Annotated in this window: 19 protein-coding genes; 6 read left to right on the top strand and 13 right to left on the bottom strand. The window is 65.8% G+C overall.

The genetic code is table 11. The features are described from left to right. Positions 1-121: 121 nt before the first annotated feature. Both dxs and AC5QPF_RS03685 read left to right on the top strand, forming a co-directional pair. Positions 122-2,020 (top strand): 1-deoxy-D-xylulose-5-phosphate synthase, encoded by a 1,899-nt coding sequence (gene dxs, locus AC5QPF_RS03690; protein WP_494962042.1) that lies wholly within the window; start codon positions 122-124, stop codon positions 2,018-2,020. A gap of 72 nt (positions 2,021-2,092) precedes the next feature. Next, on the top strand, positions 2,093-3,955 hold the full coding sequence (locus AC5QPF_RS03685; protein WP_494962041.1) for a TonB-dependent receptor domain-containing protein: 1,863 nt from the start codon (positions 2,093-2,095) through the stop codon (positions 3,953-3,955). Here AC5QPF_RS03685 and AC5QPF_RS03680 read toward each other — a convergent pair. From AC5QPF_RS03680 to nrdR, 12 genes are all read right to left on the bottom strand, one after another. Beyond that, positions 3,933-4,739 carry a helical backbone metal receptor gene (locus AC5QPF_RS03680; RefSeq protein ID WP_494962040.1) on the bottom strand — a complete coding sequence of 269 codons (807 nt, stop codon included), beginning with the start codon at positions 4,737-4,739 and terminating at the stop codon, positions 3,933-3,935. The genes AC5QPF_RS03685 and AC5QPF_RS03680 overlap by 23 nt on opposite strands. After that, on the bottom strand, positions 4,739-5,158 hold the full coding sequence (locus AC5QPF_RS03675) for an MFS transporter (RefSeq protein WP_494962039.1): 420 nt from the start codon (positions 5,156-5,158) through the stop codon (positions 4,739-4,741). Before AC5QPF_RS03675 ends, AC5QPF_RS03680 begins: the two co-directional genes overlap by 1 nt. Further along, complete coding sequence (ribA, locus tag AC5QPF_RS03670) at positions 5,155-5,772, bottom strand: GTP cyclohydrolase II (RefSeq protein WP_494962038.1); 618 nt, start codon at positions 5,770-5,772, stop codon at positions 5,155-5,157. The genes AC5QPF_RS03675 and ribA overlap by 4 nt, the downstream gene beginning before the upstream one ends. A gap of 115 nt (positions 5,773-5,887) precedes the next feature. Continuing rightward, positions 5,888-6,595, bottom strand: coding sequence for a substrate-binding periplasmic protein (locus AC5QPF_RS03665; protein WP_494964122.1), 708 nt, complete (start codon positions 6,593-6,595; stop codon positions 5,888-5,890). A 50-nt stretch (positions 6,596-6,645) separates the two neighbouring features. Beyond that, a complete protein-coding gene (locus tag AC5QPF_RS03660) occupies positions 6,646-7,149 on the bottom strand; it encodes a phosphatidylglycerophosphatase A (protein WP_494962037.1) in 504 nt (167 codons plus the stop codon). Beyond that, the gene (gene thiL / locus AC5QPF_RS03655; protein WP_494962036.1) at positions 7,146-8,111 is read right to left on the bottom strand and encodes a thiamine-phosphate kinase; all 966 of its coding nucleotides are present in this window, start codon (positions 8,109-8,111) and stop codon (positions 7,146-7,148) included. The genes AC5QPF_RS03660 and thiL overlap by 4 nt, the downstream gene beginning before the upstream one ends. Positions 8,112-8,129: 18 nt before the next feature. Next, on the bottom strand, positions 8,130-8,630 hold the full coding sequence (gene nusB / locus AC5QPF_RS03650) for a transcription antitermination factor NusB (protein ID WP_494962035.1): 501 nt from the start codon (positions 8,628-8,630) through the stop codon (positions 8,130-8,132). Further along, positions 8,627-9,103 carry a 6,7-dimethyl-8-ribityllumazine synthase gene (ribH, locus tag AC5QPF_RS03645; protein ID WP_009397441.1) on the bottom strand — a complete coding sequence of 159 codons (477 nt, stop codon included), beginning with the start codon at positions 9,101-9,103 and terminating at the stop codon, positions 8,627-8,629. Before ribH ends, nusB begins: the two co-directional genes overlap by 4 nt. A gap of 90 nt (positions 9,104-9,193) precedes the next feature. After that, positions 9,194-10,285 (bottom strand): bifunctional 3,4-dihydroxy-2-butanone-4-phosphate synthase/GTP cyclohydrolase II, encoded by a 1,092-nt coding sequence (gene ribBA, locus AC5QPF_RS03640; protein ID WP_494962034.1) that lies wholly within the window; start codon positions 10,283-10,285, stop codon positions 9,194-9,196. An 18-nt stretch (positions 10,286-10,303) separates the two neighbouring features. Further along, entirely contained in the window at positions 10,304-10,969 is a 666-nt protein-coding gene (locus AC5QPF_RS03635; RefSeq protein WP_494962033.1) for a riboflavin synthase, read from the bottom strand. Between the two features lie 29 nt (positions 10,970-10,998). Beyond that, positions 10,999-12,129 carry a bifunctional diaminohydroxyphosphoribosylaminopyrimidine deaminase/5-amino-6-(5-phosphoribosylamino)uracil reductase RibD gene (gene ribD, locus AC5QPF_RS03630; protein ID WP_494962032.1) on the bottom strand — a complete coding sequence of 377 codons (1,131 nt, stop codon included), beginning with the start codon at positions 12,127-12,129 and terminating at the stop codon, positions 10,999-11,001. A gap of 2 nt (positions 12,130-12,131) precedes the next feature. After that, positions 12,132-12,596, bottom strand: coding sequence for a transcriptional regulator NrdR (nrdR, locus tag AC5QPF_RS03625; RefSeq protein ID WP_330073272.1), 465 nt, complete (start codon positions 12,594-12,596; stop codon positions 12,132-12,134). Between the two features lie 109 nt (positions 12,597-12,705). Here nrdR and AC5QPF_RS03620 point away from each other — a divergent pair, with 109 nt between their 5' ends. The 3 genes from AC5QPF_RS03620 to trxA are packed head-to-tail and all read left to right on the top strand — an operon-like array spanning position 12,706 to position 14,719. Next, positions 12,706-13,155 (top strand): YbaY family lipoprotein, encoded by a 450-nt coding sequence (locus tag AC5QPF_RS03620; protein WP_494962031.1) that lies wholly within the window; start codon positions 12,706-12,708, stop codon positions 13,153-13,155. After that, the gene (locus AC5QPF_RS03615; protein ID WP_494962030.1) at positions 13,156-13,815 is read left to right on the top strand and encodes a 50S ribosomal protein L11 methyltransferase; all 660 of its coding nucleotides are present in this window, start codon (positions 13,156-13,158) and stop codon (positions 13,813-13,815) included. Between the two features lie 31 nt (positions 13,816-13,846). Further along, complete coding sequence (gene trxA / locus AC5QPF_RS03610) at positions 13,847-14,719, top strand: thioredoxin (protein WP_330073275.1); 873 nt, start codon at positions 13,847-13,849, stop codon at positions 14,717-14,719. A gap of 52 nt (positions 14,720-14,771) precedes the next feature. On the opposite strand, the gene AC5QPF_RS03605 is transcribed toward trxA, so the two are convergent. Then, the gene (locus AC5QPF_RS03605) at positions 14,772-15,116 is read right to left on the bottom strand and encodes a hypothetical protein (protein ID WP_494964121.1); all 345 of its coding nucleotides are present in this window, start codon (positions 15,114-15,116) and stop codon (positions 14,772-14,774) included. A 132-nt stretch (positions 15,117-15,248) separates the two neighbouring features. On the opposite strand from AC5QPF_RS03605, the gene AC5QPF_RS03600 reads away from it, so the two are divergent. Continuing rightward, a complete protein-coding gene (locus AC5QPF_RS03600; protein ID WP_494962029.1) occupies positions 15,249-15,836 on the top strand; it encodes a ZrgA family zinc uptake protein in 588 nt (195 codons plus the stop codon). Positions 15,837-15,853: the final 17 nt, after the last annotated feature.

Here is a 15,853-nt window from a genome sequence, read left to right as displayed (position 1 = left end):
CGGGCGTTGCCCGCGATGAGGCCCTCAAAACCACAGCAGATGCCAGCCAGGCCCATCGAATGGGCAGTCTTCTCCCAATGGGGTAAACTGCCGCGTCTTCAAACCTATAACGACTCGCCTGATGCCCACGACGTTTCAAGAGATCCCCCGCGAACGCCCGGTCACGCCGCTGCTCGACCGTGCCGATACGCCAGCCGGCCTGCGTCGTCTGGCCGAAGCCGACCTGGAGAACCTGGCTGACGAACTGCGCCAGGAACTGCTCTACACCGTCGGTCAGACCGGCGGGCACTTCGGTGCCGGCCTGGGCGTCATCGAGTTGACGATCGCCCTGCACTACGTCTTCGACACCCCGGACGACCGTCTGGTGTGGGACGTCGGGCACCAGGCCTACCCGCACAAGATCCTCACCGGTCGCCGCCAGCGCATGAACACCCTGCGCCAGAAGGACGGCATCGCCGCCTTCCCGCGGCGCAGCGAGAGCGAATACGACACCTTCGGCGTTGGCCACTCCAGCACCTCGATCAGCGCAGCGCTGGGCATGGCCATCGCCGCCCGCCTGCGCAACGAGTCGCGCAAGTCCATCGCGGTGATCGGCGACGGCGCCCTTACCGCGGGCATGGCCTTCGAGGCGTTGAACCACGCCCAGGAAGTCAACGCCGACATGCTGGTGATCCTCAACGACAACGACATGTCGATCTCGCGCAACGTCGGCGGCCTGTCCAACTACCTGGCCAAGATCCTCTCCAGCCGCACCTACGCGAGCATGCGCGAGGGCAGCAAGAAAGTCCTGTCGCGCCTGCCCGGCGCCTGGGAAATCGCCCGGCGCACCGAGGAATACGCCAAGGGCATGCTGGTCCCCGGCACCCTGTTCGAAGAACTGGGCTGGAACTACATCGGCCCGATCGACGGCCACGACCTGCCGACCCTGATCGCCACCCTGCGCAACATGCGCGACCTCAAGGGCCCGCAGTTCCTCCACGTGGTGACCAAGAAGGGCAAGGGCTTCGCCCCGGCCGAGGTCGACCCGATCGGCTACCACGCAATCACCAAGCTGGAGCCAGTGGACAAACCTGCCGCCGCACCGAAGAAGGCCGGCGGACCAAAATACTCCGCAGTGTTCGGCCAGTGGCTGTGCGACATGGCCGCCGCCGACCCGCGCCTGGTGGGCATCACCCCCGCGATGAAGGAAGGCTCCGACCTGGTGGCCTTCAGCGAACGTTATCCACAGCGCTACTTCGACGTGGCGATCGCCGAGCAACACGCGGTAACCCTGGCCGCGGGCATGGCCTGCGAAGGTTCGAAGCCGGTGGTGGCAATCTACTCAACCTTCCTCCAGCGTGCGTATGACCAACTGATCCATGACGTCGCGGTGCAGAACCTCGACGTACTGTTCGCCATCGACCGCGCCGGCCTGGTGGGCGAAGACGGTCCGACCCACGCCGGCAGCTTCGATCTTTCCTACCTACGCTGCATCCCCGGCATGCTGGTGATGACCCCGAGCGACGAGAACGAACTACGCCGCATGCTCAGCACCGGCCACCTGTACGACGGCCCGGCGGCGGTGCGTTACCCGCGCGGCAGCGGCCCCAACGCAGCTATCGAGAACACCCTGGAACCGCTGGAAATCGGCAAGGGCGTGATTCGCCGCCAGGGCAGCAAGGTCGCCCTGCTGGTGTTCGGCGTGCAACTGGCCGAAGCGCTGAAGGTCGCCGAGACCCTCGACGCCACCGTGGTCGACATGCGCTTCGTCAAGCCGCTGGACGAGGCCCTGGTGCGGGAACTGGCCGGCAGCCACGAACTGCTGGTGACCATCGAAGAAAACGCCATCATGGGCGGCGCCGGTGCGGCGGTGAGCGAGTTCCTGGCGCGTGAGGCCGCGCTCAAGCCGGTGCTGCACCTGGGGCTGCCGGATATCTACGTCGAGCACGCCAAGCCGGCGCAGATGCTGGCCGAGTGTGGGCTGGATGCGGCGGGGATCGAGGATTCGGTGCGCCAGCGCATGAGTCTGCTGGGCCTGTAAGGACCTCATCGCGGGTGAACCCGCTCCCACACTGTGGAAGCGGATTCACCCGCGAATGCTTTGGAAGCGCCAATGAATCTCCCCCGCCTTGCCCCACTCCTGCTCTGCCTCCCTACCCCGCTCCTCGCCGAACCCCTGGACCGCGACGCCGCCCTCAAGCTGCCCGACGTGGTCATCAGCGCCAACCGCCAGGTCGAGGACCGCAACCAGTCCAGCGCCGCCACTACCGTGTTCACCCGCGACGACATCGAGCGCCTGCAACCGGGCAACGTCACTGAGCTGCTGACCCGCGTCCCCGGCGTGCAAGTGGCGCACACCGGCGGCCGCGGCAGCCTGCCGGGGATCTTCGTCCGTGGCACCAAGGCCGCGCAGACCCTGGTGCTGGTGGACGGCCAGCGCATCGCCAATACCTCGTCCGGCGACAGCGCCCTGCAATACCTGGATGTCGAGCAGATCGAACGGGTGGAAGTGTTGCGCGGCTCGCGCTCGGCGATCTACGGCAGCGATGCCATGGGCGGGGTGATCCAGATCTTCACCCGGCGCGGTGCCGAACAGGGCCTGCAAGGACGCCTGCGCTTCGCTGCGGGAAGCCAGCAGACCTTCCAGCGCAGCCTCGGCCTTTCCGGCGGCGACGGGCGCACCCGCTTCAGCCTCGGCGCCAGCCTCGATGAAAGTGCCGGGATCGATGACACCCGCCAGTCCTTCCCTGGCGACAACGACCACGATGCCTATCGCAACCGGTCGCTGAGCCTGAACCTGTCGCACCAGCTGAGCGACGACCTGGAAATGGGTATCACCGCGCTGGACAACCACGGCAAGCGAGAATTCGACAGCCCTTTCGGTTCGGAACTGAAACCATGGGATGAGTTTTCGCTGAGTAGTGTCAGCGGCTATCTTGGCGCGCAGTTCAGCGAACGATGGCATTCACGCCTGGAACTGGGACACAGCGAAAACCGCGGAGAAACGCGCGACAAACTCGGCACCTCCAGCACCTTCACCACCTACCGCGACTCGCTCGCATGGCAGAACACGTTCGACCTGAATGACGCGCACAGCCTGCTGCTGGGCGGCGATGCCTGGGTCGATCGCCTGAACGCCGACGGCCTGTACGCAAATGCCAGGTTCGAAGAGGACAGTCGCTGGAACCGCGCCGTCTTTATCCAGCACCGGTTCCAGGGCGAGCACTTCTCCACCGAATTGGGCCTGCGCCGCGACCGCAACCAGCAGTTCGGCGGACAGACCACCTGGAGCGGCAGCCTGACCGTGCCGCTGAATGTGGATAACGACCTCCTGCTGTCCTATAGCGAAGGCTTCCGTGCGCCAACGTTCAACGACCTCTATTACCCGGCCTTCGGCAATCCGAATCTCAAGCCGGAACACTCGAAGAGCTACGAGCTTCAGTGGCGCAGCCAGCTGAGTGACAGTAGCCGCCTGGAAACCTCGCTCTATCGCACCGACTTGCGGGATGCCATCGCGTTTGCCGTGGACGCACCTTACAACGTCGACAGGGCACGCATCATCGGTTTCGAAACCACGCTGAAACAGGACTGGTTCGGCTGGCAGAGCCAATTGGGACTGGCGCTGATCGATCCTCGCGACCTGGGCAGCGGCCACACGCTGGAGCGCCGCGCGCGCCGCACCCTGAGCCTGGATCTGGACCGGCAGTTCGATCGCCTGGGTGTCGGTGCTTCATGGCAGGCAGTGAGCAGCAGCTACGCCGACGTCGACAATCAGCGCCAGCTGGGCGGCTATGGCCTGATCGGCGCCCGCGCCAGTTGGGCCCTCACCCCTGAGATCCGCCTCGACCTGAAAGCCGATAACCTGCTGGACAAGGACTACAGCCGCTCCCAGTACTCCTACGCAGGTGACTTCCACGGCTACCGCGAAGAAGGCCGCACCTGGATGCTCGCCATCAACTGGACCCCGGAGCTCTAGCCAGCGCCTCGCAGAGCTTCGCGGTGGCCTCGATCATCTGCCCGCTGGGCCGCTCCAGGCCCTTGTCCGGCAGCACCAGCAAGCGGCGGTCGCGCACCGCGCTGACCGCCGGCCAGCGCGCCCAGGCCTTCAGTTGCGCCTGATCGCCTGTCACGATCACCTGCGGATCGCGCTGCAGCACGCTTTCGATACCGACCTGCGGCGCCGGCAGCTTCAGGTCATCGAACAGATTGCGTGCACCGCACACCTTCAAGGCATCGCTGATGATCTGCCCGCCGCCAACCGTGTACAGCGGCTTGTCCCACACCTGGTAGAACACCCGCAACGGCTGCTCTCGGTGATAGCGCTGGCGCAACGCGTCCAGGCGCATACGCAGCACGGCCGCCTGCCGCTGCCCTTGTTGCGCACGGCCAAGCCTTTCGCCGATCAGGGCGACCTGCGCGATCAGGCTGTCGAGGTCATGGGGTTCGGCGCTGTACAGAGGAATGCCGAGGCGCTCCAGTTGTGCACGTTGGGCCGGCGGCACGCTGGCGGGCCAGAGCAGGATCAGGTCGGGCTTGAGGCTGAGCAGACGCTCCAGGTCGAGCTGGCCGTAGCGGCCCACCGAAGGCACCTGGGCCAGCGTCGCCGGCCGGTCACCGGCATCAAGCACGCCCACCAGCAGATCGCCGGCCTGAAGCTCGACAACGATTTCCGTCAATGAAGGCGCCAGGCTGACCACCCGCGGCGCCGCTGCCAGCGAGCCGGCGCAGGCCAGCAACACCAGCAGGAGCAACCCGCGCATCAGGCCAGTTGGCGAGGAAGGCGGTAGAGGTAGAGGATCACCACACTGGAGATCGCCAGGAGGATCTGCGGCACCGCCTCCAGCCCGACGAACACCGACAGCGCGGCGACCCAGGCCGGCAGGCAGGCGAACAGCATGCCCAGGCGGCGCACCCGTGCCAGCTCGATCCAGGCCGCCGGTTCGGCGTCCGTATCGAGGGCCTTGCCGGTAGCGATCAGCGCGTGCTTGTACACGCCGAAACGCGGCAAGGTGAGGAACATCGAAGCCACGCCGGCAATGAACATCGGCATGGCCAATACAGGAATCACCGGATCACCACCGCCGAAGGCCCAGGCAAACACCAGCAGCGGCGCCAGCGCCACCGCCAGGTACTGCCACCAGGCCAGGGTCAGGCGTGCGCGAACCTGGCTGCGGGTCACGCCCGGCCAGCCTCGCCCTGGTGCTCGTTGCCCATCATGTGGCCGAGCTTGCCGGCCTTGGTGGCCAGGTAGTGCTTGTTGTGCGGGTTGTGCCCGGTATGCAGCGGCACGCGTTCGGCGACAACGATGCCCATGTCGGTCAGCGCCTTCACCTTGCGCGGGTTGTTGGTCATCAGGCGCAGCGAGGTGACACCGAGGTGCTCCAGCATCGGCCGGCACATGGCGTAGTCACGCTGGTCGGCGGCAAAGCCCAGGCGCTCGTTGGCTTCGACGGTGTCGGCACCGCCATCCTGCAGCTCGTAGGCGCGGATCTTGTTCAGCAGGCCAATGCCACGGCCTTCCTGGCGCAGGTAGAGCAGAACGCCACGCCCTTCCCGGGCGATGGCTTGCAGGGCGGCTTCGAGCTGCGAACCACAATCGCACCGCTGGCTGAACAGGGCGTCGCCCGTCAGACACTCGGAATGCAGGCGACCCAGCACCGGCTGGCCGTCGGCGACATCACCGAGGCTGAGCACGACGTGCTCGCGGCCGGTGGCTTCATCGAGAAAACCGTGCATGGTGAAAGTCGCGAAAGGAGTAGGCAGCTTGGAAGCAGCAACGAAAACGACGGGCACCTTGTGCTCCTGATATGCATGAAAATTGACGTGGGCCGATTGTAACAGCAGCGTGCAGGCGCTGCTTATGCTGAATTTGCGGGGAAAAAGATCGAAAAGTTCGATCTTGTCCAGGCTACTTACCGGGCTGACCGAACGGATACGGTTGCTTCCAGTGTTCGAAAATCGGCTTCAGCGCGCCACTCGGCACCAGCTCGTCCATGCGCTTGTCGAACAGGTCACGCAGCGCCTTGCCCTCCGGCGTGTTGCCGAAGGCCAGGTACAACGGCAGTTCGGCGACATGAGTGCTGCGGAATTGCTCCGGGTGCTCGGCCTGGGCGTGGACGTAGTTCACCTCGGTCAGGGCATCGACATAGAAGTCCACCCGCTCACGCTCCAGCATTGGCAGTATGCCGTCGCGGCGCTGCACTTCGCGGTAGTAGCCGACATTGGGCAGGTAGTTCTGGTAGTCGTAGCCACGTACCCAGGACAGGCGGAACTGGCCGATATTGTCCTTGGTCGGCACTGGCTTGCTGGCCAGGCCGAGGGCGTAGATATGGTCGGAATCGAAATTCCAGCGGGGGTAGAGGTTGTCGGAGTTCTCCTCATGGTAGGAGCCGACCCAGGCATCCGCCTCGCCGCGTTTCACCAGGCCGATAGCCCGGGTGTAAGGCGCGCTGAGCACCCGAACCTTGACTCCGGCCGGCTCGAACACCTTGCGCAACACGTCCCAGGCCACGCCCGTGCCGTCGGCATTGGTGTAATCCAGCCAGTTCTCGCTGGCCAGGCGCACCTCCGCCGGCAAGGGCCCAGCCCGTGCGATTTCCAGCATCCCAGCCAGCATGGCCACCAATAGCAGCCACTGTCGCCACATGCGCATGACGCGACTCCCTTTTAAATCAGACTCCATACCAGCACTTGCATGCCCAGCCAGGCGAACACGCCGGCCAGCACATCGTCGAGCATGATGCCCACCCCGCCATGCACATGCCGGTCGACCCAGCGGATCGGCCATGGCTTGAGGATGTCGAAGAAGCGGAACATCAGGAACCCGGCGAGCAACCACAGCCAGCCCTCGGGCACCAGCCAGAGGGTGATCCACATGCCGACCATCTCGTCCCAGACGATGCCTTCGTGGTCATGCACCCCGAGGTCGTTGGCCACTTTGCCGCACAGCCAGAAGCCGAACAGCATGGTCACGCCGAGCATCAGCCAGTAGCCCCAGTCGGGCAGCATCTGCCACAGCGGCACGAACGGCAGCGCCACCAGCGAACCCCAGGTACCCGGGGCTTTGGGCAGGGTGCCGGAGCCGAAGCCGAAGGCGAGGAAATGCCAAGGGTTGCGCCAGACCGAAGGCGGAACGTTTTCCGCTGGCACCTGATTGGGGTGGTCGGTCACGGTGTCTCCCTGAAATGTTGATAGCCGCGTACGGCGGGGGTGATGTCATGGCCAGCAGCGTCGTGCAGGCTGACGCCGCTGCCCGCCTCGACCCGGCCGACCACCTGCACCGGCCAGCCGGCGGCAAGCAGGCCGCCCAGCTCGGCAGGCGGCAGGGTAAAGGCAATGACATAGTCGTCGCCGCCCGCCAGTGCCGCCTGACGCGCTGCGTCCAGGCCGAGGAAACCGATCAGCGCCGCGCCCAGCGGCAAGCGATCCCGCTCCAGGCGCAACGCCACATTGGACGCCTTGGCGATATGCCCGCAATCGGCCAGCAGCCCATCGGAAATATCCAGTGCCGCCGTGGCTTTTCCGCGCAGGGCCTGGCCCAGGGCGATCTGTGGTGGCGGCGACCAATAGTGAGACAGCAGCGGCGCGGCCAGGGTTGCATCGGTTTCACGCTCGCCCAGTACCAGCGGCAACGCACCGGCGGCATTGCCCAGCTCGCCGCCGACACAGACCAGGTCGCCGGGACGCGCGCCACTGCGGGTCAGCGCCTGCCCGACGGGCACGCGACCGAACACGGTCATGGTCAGGCTCAGCGGGCCGCGGGTGGTGTCGCCGCCGATCAGGCTCAGGCCACACTGGCGGGCCATCTGGCTCAGCCCACAAGCATACTCGCGCAGCCAATCCGGATCGGTATCGGCCAGGGTCAGAGCAAGGGTGAAGGCAAGGGGCGTGGCGCCCATGGCAGCCAGGTCGCTGGCCGCTACCGCCAGCGAGCGCTGGCCGAGCAGGAAAGGATCGCTGATGGCGGGGAAATGCACCCCGGCCACCAGCGTGTCGGTGGAGATCGCCAACTGCTCGCCGGGTGTCGGCGCCAGCAGCGCGCAATCGTCACCGATGCCGAGGGCGATGCCTTCGCCGCCCTGCGCACAAGGCGCGGCGGCGAAGAACTGGCGGATCAGCTCGAACTCACCCATGGACAGGCAGCGCCAGGATCAGCGCTTGTGCGCCTTCACTTCGGCTTCGCGAAGCACGGGTGCGAGCTTGTCGAGAACACCGTTGACGAACTTGTGGCCATCGGTGGCACCGAAGACCTTGGCCAGCTCGATGCCCTCGTTGATCACCACGCGATAAGGCACGTCGACGCGGACCAGCAGCTCCCAGGCGGACAGGCGCAGAACGGACAGCTCGACCGGGTCGAGCTCTTCCAGGGCCAGTTCCAGGCAAGGGATGAGGGCTTTGTCGATTTCGGCCTTCTTCGCCGGGACCCCGTGGAGGATCTCGCGGAAGTAAGCGCCATCGACATCGCTGAAATCGTTGTCGACCCGGAACTGCGCTTCGATCTCGTTCAGCGAATGCTGAGCCATGTGCCATTGATACAGGGCCTGGGTCGCGAGCTTGCGGGCTTCGCGGCGCTTGGCGCTCTTCGATGGCTTGCCCGCATCGGCGGGTTTCGGATCGCGCGGGTTGAAACGATCGCTTTCGTCGCTAATCACTTGGCCTCCAACTGCGCCAGCAGGCTGACCATTTCCAGGGCGGACAGGGCAGCTTCGGCGCCCTTGTTGCCGGCCTTGGTGCCGGAGCGCTCGATGGCCTGCTCGATCGAGTCGACGGTCAGGACACCGAAGGCCACCGGAATGCCGAACTCCATGGACACCTGGGCCAGGCCCTTGGTGCACTCGCCCGCAACGTATTCGAAGTGTGGGGTACCGCCACGGATCACCGCGCCCAGGGCGATGATCGCGGAGTATTCACCTTGTTGGGCGACCTTCTGCGTGACCAGCGGGATTTCGAACGCGCCAGGCGCGCGGATGATGGTGATGTCGCTTTCGCTCACGCCATGACGAACCAGGGCGTCAACGGCACCGCTCACCAGGCTTTCGACGACGAAGCTGTTGAAGCGGCCAACCACCAAAGCATAGCGACCTTTGGGGGCAATGAAGGTACCTTCGATGGTCTTCAGGGACATTGCGGGATTCTCATCTTAAAGAGCCAGGCCGCAAGAACGCGGCCTGTGGGAGTTTTGGTCACGAATGGACGGCGGTCAAACACCGTCGGGTCATTCGGAGGGCACGTATTCTACAACTTCCAGATCGAATCCGGATATCGCGTTGAACTTCATCGGCGAACTCATCAGGCGCATCTTGCGCACGCCGAGGTCGCGCAGGATCTGCGAACCGGCACCGACGGTGCTGTAGGTGGTCGGCGCCTTGGTCGGCGCGTCGCCCGCGCTTTCGCGGATGTGCGCCAGCAACACGTCGCCGTCCAGCGGGTGACCGAGCAGCAGGACCACGCCGCTGCCGGCGTCGGCCACGGCGCTCATCGCCGCGCGCAGGCTCCAGCGGCCCGGTTGCTTGACCAGCAGCAGGTCGCGTAGCGGGTCCATGTTGTGCACGCGGACCAGGGTCGGCTCTTCGGCGCAGATCTTGCCCAGGGTCAGGGCCATGTGCACGTCGCCTTCCACCGCGTCACGGTAGGTGACCAGGTTGAATTCACCCAGCTCGCTCTCGATCGGCTGCTCGGAAATCCGCTGGATGGTGCGCTCGTGGATCATGCGGTAGTGGATCAGGTCGGCGATGGTGCCGATCTTGATGCCGTGTTCGGCGGCGAACACTTCCAGCTCAGGCCGGCGGGACATGGTGCCGTCGTCGTTCATCACTTCGCAGATCACCCCGCTCGGCTCGAAACCGGCCATGCGCGCCAGGTCGCAGGCCGCCTCGGTGTGACCGGCACGGGCCAGGGTGCCGCCAGGCTGGGCCATCAGCGGGAAGATGTGGCCCGGGCTGACGATGTCCTCGGCCTTGGCGTCCTTGGCCGCGGCGGCCTGCACGGTGCGGGCGCGGTCGGCGGCGGAGATGCCGGTGGTGACGCCTTCGGCGGCCTCGATCGACACGGTGAACTTGGTGCCGAAGCCGGAACCGTTGCGCGGCGCCATCAGCGGCAGCTTCAGGGTTTCGCAGCGCTCGCGGGTCATCGGCATGCAGATCAGGCCGCGGGCGTGCTTGGCCATGAAGTTGATGTGCTCGGGCAGGCAGCACTCGGCCGCCATGATGATGTCGCCTTCGTTCTCGCGGTCTTCGTCATCCATCAGGATGACCATTTTGCCCTGGCGGATGTCTTCGACCAGTTCTTCGATGGTGTTGAGCGCCACGCGGCACCCCCTTCTAATTCAGGATTTCAGGTAGCCGTTGGCGGCCAGGAAGCTTTCGGTGATACCGCTGCCTTTGTTCGGCTCGGCGGCCTTGTCGCCCAGGAGCAGGCGCTCCAGGTAACGGGCCAGCAGGTCGACCTCGAGGTTGATCCGACGCCCGGGGCGGTAGTCGGCCATGATGGTTTCGGCCAGGGTGTGCGGGACGATGGTCAGCTCGAATTCGGCGCCATCGACGTCATTGACCGTCAGGCTGGTGCCGTCGACGGTGATCGAGCCCTTGTGGGCGATGTACTTGGCCAGCTCTTTCGGCGCACGCACGCGGAACTGGATGGCGCGGGCGTTATCGGCACGAGAGACGATCTCGCCGACGCCGTCGACGTGGCCGCTGACCAGGTGGCCGCCCAGGCGGGTGGTCGGGGTCAGGGCCTTTTCCAGATTGACCCGGCTGCCGGCCTTGAGGTCGGAGAAGGCGGTGCAGTCCAGGGTTTCCCGGCTGACGTCGGCCCAGAAGCCGTCGCCCGGCAGTTCCACCGCGGTCAGGCAGACGCCATTGACCGCGATGCTGTCGCCCAGCTTGACGTCACCCAGGTCAAGCTTGCCGGTTTCGACGTAAACGCGGACGTCACCGCCTTTCGGGGTGATGCTGCGGATGCTGCCGATGGATTCGATGATGCCGGTGAACATGGGGGTGCTCCTCGAGAACAGGCCGCGAATTATACGCCTGAGGCGGGCGCGGGGATTGCGGTGACTCGCCAGTCATCGCCAACCGCGCGCATTTCGGTGATTTTCAGGGCCGGTGCCTCGCTCATCCGCGCCAGCGGCCAGTCCAGCAGCGGACGGGCACTGGAGCCGAGGAACTTGCCGGCGATGAACAGCTGGTATTCGTCCACCAGGCCACGCTGGGCGAAAGCGCCTGCCAGGCCCGGGCCGGCTTCCACCAGCACTTCGTTGATGTCGCGGCGGGCCAGTTCGGCCAGCAACTGGCGCAGGTCGACCCGTCCGTCTTCGCCGGGGATGCGCAGCAAGGTGTGGCCAGCGGCGGCATAGCGCGGATCGTCCGCGGCGGCGGTGACCACCAGGGCTGGACCGGCCTGGAAGAACGGTGCGTCCAGCGGCACGCGCAGGCGGCCGTCGATCAGCAGGCGCAGCGGCGGTCGGGCCAGGACCAGGGCAATGGTGTCGGGATCCAGGCCCAGCTCGTCACCACGCACGGTCATCCGCGCGTTGTCGGCGAGCACGCTGGCGGCGCTGGTCAGGACCACGCTGGAGCGAGCGCGCAGGCGCTGTACCGCGGAGCGCGCGGCCGGGCCGGTGATCCACTGGCTCTCGCCGCTGGCCATGGCGGTGCGGCCATCCAGGCTCATCGCCAGCTTGACGCGGACGAACGGCAGGCCATGTTCCATGCGTTTCAGGAAACCGGGATTGAGCGCCCGCGCCTCGCCTTCGAGCACGCCGCTGGCGACTTCGATACCGGCCTCGGCCAGACGCTTGAGGCCATTGCCGGCAACCCGTGGGTTAGGGTCCTGCATTGCCGCGACCACCCGCGCTACTCCGGCATTCACCAGCGCATCGGCACAGGGCGGCGTGCGCCCGTGGTGGCTGCAAGGTTCCAGGGTGACGTAGGCACAGGCGCCGCGGGCCAGTTCGCCGGCCTCGCGCAGGGCATGCACCTCGGCGTGGGGCTCGCCGGCGCGCACGTGCCAGCCTTCGCCGACGATGCGCCCGTCACGCACGATGACGCAGCCCACCCGCGGGTTCGGGTGCGTGGTGTACAGGCCTTTGCGCGCCAGTTCCAGGGCACGGGCCATGTAGTGGGCGTCGAGCACGGCGCGTTCTGTGGACATGTTCACTCTTTGGCAGGCTCGCGGGCCAGACGGTCGATCTCTTCGCGGAACTCGTCGAGGTCCTGGAAGCGCCGGTACACGGAGGCGAAACGGATATAGGCGACTTCGTCGAGCTTCTGCAGCTCGGCCATCACCAGTTCACCGACTACCAGAGACTTGACCTCGCGCTCGCCCTTGGCCCGCAGCTTGTGCTTGATGTGCGCCAGCGCCGCTTCCAGACGCTCGACGCTGACCGGGCGTTTTTCCAGGGCGCGCTGCATGCCGGCGCGCAGTTTTTCTTCGTCGAAGGGCTGGCGGGTGCCGTCCTGCTTGATCAGGCGCGGGAGGACCAGTTCGGCGGTCTCGAAGGTGGTGAAGCGCTCGCCGCAGGCCACGCATTCGCGGCGACGGCGGACTTGCTCGCCCTCGGCGACCAGTCGTGAGTCGATGACTTTGGTGTCGTTGGCACCGCAGAAGGGACAGTGCATGGTGGCAGGCAACAAAAAAAGGGAGGGCCATGGTAGCGCATCCGACTGGCAAGACAAGCCAAAGGGGTTACCATCCAGTGAGGAAATACGCCCCCCAAGGAAAATAATCATGTCGTTTCGAGCGCTTGCCGTGCTCGGTTTCGCCGCCCTGCTGGCCGCCTGCAGCAGCGAAGCCCCCAAACCCGCCGCCCCCCAGCCTCCGGCGCAGCCCGTTGCCAAACACACTCACGCGCCGACGCCACTGCCGGCCTACCAGCGCGAACTGAGCGGCAGTTTCACCAATATCCCCCGTGGCGCCGAGGTGGAAGTCGCCCTGCTGGTGATCGATGAACGCGGCCGGCCACAACGCCTGCTGGCCAGCGACACCTATGATGGCACCGGCCAGGCCCTGCCATTCCAGCTGCGCTTCAACCCGGAAGTGTTCCCGGCCGGTGGCCGCGTCGAGTTGCGCGCCCGCGCCAGCCAGTCCGGGCAACTGATCCTGCACCTCAAGCCGCTGAGCGTGACCCGCGCAGATACTCAGGCCCTCGGCCCGCTGCAACTGGAAAAGGCACCTTAGATGGCGCCGGTTGAACTGCAAGCGGCGCTGAGCGAGCTGCTCGGCGATGCGCGCCTGGTGGCTAGCAACCTGCCTGACTGCGAACTGAAACTGTGGCTGATCGACGCCGATAATATGGACCGCGCCTTCAGCCCCGAAGAAACCCGACGCATCCTCGACGAACCACCGTACTGGAGCTTCTGCTGGGCCAGCGGCCTGGCCATGGCCCGCTACCTGGCCGAACGCCCGGAATGGGTGGCCGGCAAGCGCGTGCTGGACTTCGGTGCCGGCTCCGGCATCGCCGGGATCGCTGCGGCGAAGGCCGGAGCGCTGGAGGTGGTGGCCTGCGACCTCGATCCGCTGGCGCTGCAGGCCAGTCGGGCCAACGCGGCGCTGAACGGCGTGGAACTGCACTACTCCAGCGACTTCTTCGCCGAGGACGATCGCTTCGACCTGATCCTGGTCGCCGACGTACTCTACGACCGCGCCAACCTGCCGCTGCTGGACGAGTTCCTCAGCCGCGGCCGCCAGGCGCTGGTAGCGGACTCGCGGGTACGGGATTTCCGCCACCCGCTCTACCGCCAGCTCGACACCCTGCACGCCCTGACCCTGCCGGACCTGGCCGAACCCCACGAGTTTCGCCAGGTGAGCCTGTACCACGCCAGTCGCGGCGCCGTATAGTGGCGCCATTCATGCGTTCGCGAGAGTCGAGATGAGTCAGGAATCGCCGTACATTTTCGATACCACCGTCGCCAACTTCGATCAGGTGGTGATCGCCAACTCGCACCACAAGCCGGTGCTGGTGGACTTCTGGGCCGACTGGTGCGCGCCGTGCAAGGCGCTGATGCCGATGTTGGCGAAGATCACCGAGGAGTATCAGGGCGAGCTGCTGCTGGCCAAGGTCAACTGCGACATCGAGCAGGACATCGTCGCCCGCTTCGGCATCCGCAGCCTGCCGACCGTGGTGCTGTTCAAGGACGGCCAGCCGGTGGATGGTTTTGCCGGTGCACAGCCGGAGTCGGCAGTGCGCGCCATGCTCGAACCCCATGTGCAGAAGCCGGCGCCGGCCGCGGCCGATCCACTGGAGCTGGCCCAGGCGCTGTTCAACGACGGGCGCTACAGCGAGGCAGAAGCCACCCTCAAGGCGCTGCTGGGGGAAGACAACACCAATGCCGGTGCGCTGATCCTTTATGCGCGCTGCCTGGCCGAACGTGGCGAGCTGGGTGAAGCGCAGACTGTGCTCGATGCAGTGAAGAGCGACGAGCACAAGGCCGCGCTGGCCGGTGCCAAGGCGCAGCTGACCTTCCTGGCGCAGGCGAAGGCCCTGCCGGAAGTGGCCGACCTGAAGACCCGCCTGGCGCAGAATGCCGAGGATGACGAGGCGGCGTACCAGTTGACCATCCAGCAGCTGTCGCGCCAGCAGTACGAGGCGGCGCTGGAAGGCTTGTTGAAGCTGTTCAAGCGCAATCGCGGCTATGAAGGCGGACTGCCGCACAAGACCCTGCTGCAGGTGTTCGAGTTGCTGGGCAATGACCATCCGCTGGTGGGGACCTATCGCCGCAAGCTGTTCGCCGCTCTCTACTGAGTCAGTTCCGGCCTCATCGCTGGCAAGCCAGCGATGAGGCCCGCAAGAGCACCTACCCGACCCAGTGATACACCGGCGCATCCGCCCCGCTTTCCACCTTCACCTCGGCACTGTGCCGCAACCGCACCAGCAGTCGCTTGCCCGCCGCCGTACTCCCGGCCAGCCCTTCCAGCAACTCCAGCAGCGCCGGCCCCTCCATCTCTCCCGCCTTGCGCAGCAACTCCCTCGCCGCCACCCACAAGGTATCGTCCGGCCGCGCCTGCACCACCGGCGCACTGGCACTGACCGGCGCCGCGACCGGCTCGCCCACCCGCCCGGCGAGGCTGGCCCACTCCGCCAGATCCAGCTCGATGGTCAGATCCACCGGCCACTCGCCGATATGTCCCCGAATTCGCACGTTGCACTCTCCTTCGATCAAGACGGCCATGCTCCCACGCTCGTCGCCACTCGCCAAGGCAACACTTCCAAGCACGCCAGACTTTGTTATAACATTTCAAAATCTTTCCAAGCCCGCTCCGGAGTTCCGCCCATGCGTCGCCTGCTGCTTGCCTTGCCCTTCGCGCTGCTGCCCCTGGCCATTACCGCCCACGCGCATTCCGACCACGATCACGAGCATGACCATGCCCACGGCAGTCTTGGCGCCCACGAGCACGGTGTCGCCCACCTGAATGCCGTGCTCGACGGCAACACCCTGGAGCTGGAACTGGAAAGCCCGGCGATGAACCTGGTGGGCTTCGAACACGTGGCCCAGAGCGATGCCGACAAAGCCAAGGTCGCCGCCGTGCGTGCCCAGCTGGAACAACCGCTGAAACTGTTCGGCCTGAGCGCTGCTGCCGGCTGCAAGGAAAGCGACCAGGAACTGGAAAGCCCGCTGTTCGGTGACGCCCCGGCGAAGAATGACGACGACGGCGATGGTGACGAGCACGAACACGGCCACAGCGATATCCACGCCCACTACCGCTTCGAGTGCGCCAAACCGGACCAGTTGGCGAGCCTGGACCTGACCCCGCTGTTCAAGGCCTACCCCTCGACCCAGAAAATCCAGCTACAACTGATCGGACCGAATGGCCAGAAAGGTGTCGAAGCGACACCGGCCAACGCCAAGATTACTTTCTAAGTCATCCATTGCAGTGA

This window comes from Pseudomonas sp. Con_6, assembly GCF_059379395.1.
The sequence above is the reverse complement of the archived record's forward strand: the minus strand, read 5'-3'. Positions and strand labels throughout refer to the sequence as shown.

Excerpts from the sequence above, each read along its gene's own strand:
- dxs (WP_494962042.1), top strand. The coding sequence starts at position 122 with ATGCCCACGACGTTTCAAGAGATCCCCCGCGAACGCCCGGTCACGCCG.
- AC5QPF_RS03685 (WP_494962041.1), top strand. The coding sequence starts at position 2,093 with ATGAATCTCCCCCGCCTTGCCCCACTCCTGCTCTGCCTCCCTACCCCG.
- AC5QPF_RS03680 (WP_494962040.1), bottom strand. The coding sequence starts at position 4,739 with ATGCGCGGGTTGCTCCTGCTGGTGTTGCTGGCCTGCGCCGGCTCGCTG.
- AC5QPF_RS03665 (WP_494964122.1), bottom strand. The coding sequence starts at position 6,595 with ATGCTGGCTGGGATGCTGGAAATCGCACGGGCTGGGCCCTTGCCGGCG.
- thiL (WP_494962036.1), bottom strand. The coding sequence starts at position 8,111 with ATGGGTGAGTTCGAGCTGATCCGCCAGTTCTTCGCCGCCGCGCCTTGT.
- ribH (WP_009397441.1), bottom strand. The coding sequence starts at position 9,103 with ATGTCCCTGAAGACCATCGAAGGTACCTTCATTGCCCCCAAAGGTCGC.
- AC5QPF_RS03635 (WP_494962033.1), bottom strand. The coding sequence starts at position 10,969 with ATGTTCACCGGCATCATCGAATCCATCGGCAGCATCCGCAGCATCACC.
- ribD (WP_494962032.1), bottom strand. The coding sequence starts at position 12,129 with ATGTCCACAGAACGCGCCGTGCTCGACGCCCACTACATGGCCCGTGCC.
- nrdR (WP_330073272.1), bottom strand. The coding sequence starts at position 12,596 with ATGCACTGTCCCTTCTGCGGTGCCAACGACACCAAAGTCATCGACTCA.
- AC5QPF_RS03620 (WP_494962031.1), top strand. The coding sequence starts at position 12,706 with ATGTCGTTTCGAGCGCTTGCCGTGCTCGGTTTCGCCGCCCTGCTGGCC.
- AC5QPF_RS03615 (WP_494962030.1), top strand. The coding sequence starts at position 13,156 with ATGGCGCCGGTTGAACTGCAAGCGGCGCTGAGCGAGCTGCTCGGCGAT.
- trxA (WP_330073275.1), top strand. The coding sequence starts at position 13,847 with ATGAGTCAGGAATCGCCGTACATTTTCGATACCACCGTCGCCAACTTC.
- AC5QPF_RS03600 (WP_494962029.1), top strand. The coding sequence starts at position 15,249 with ATGCGTCGCCTGCTGCTTGCCTTGCCCTTCGCGCTGCTGCCCCTGGCC.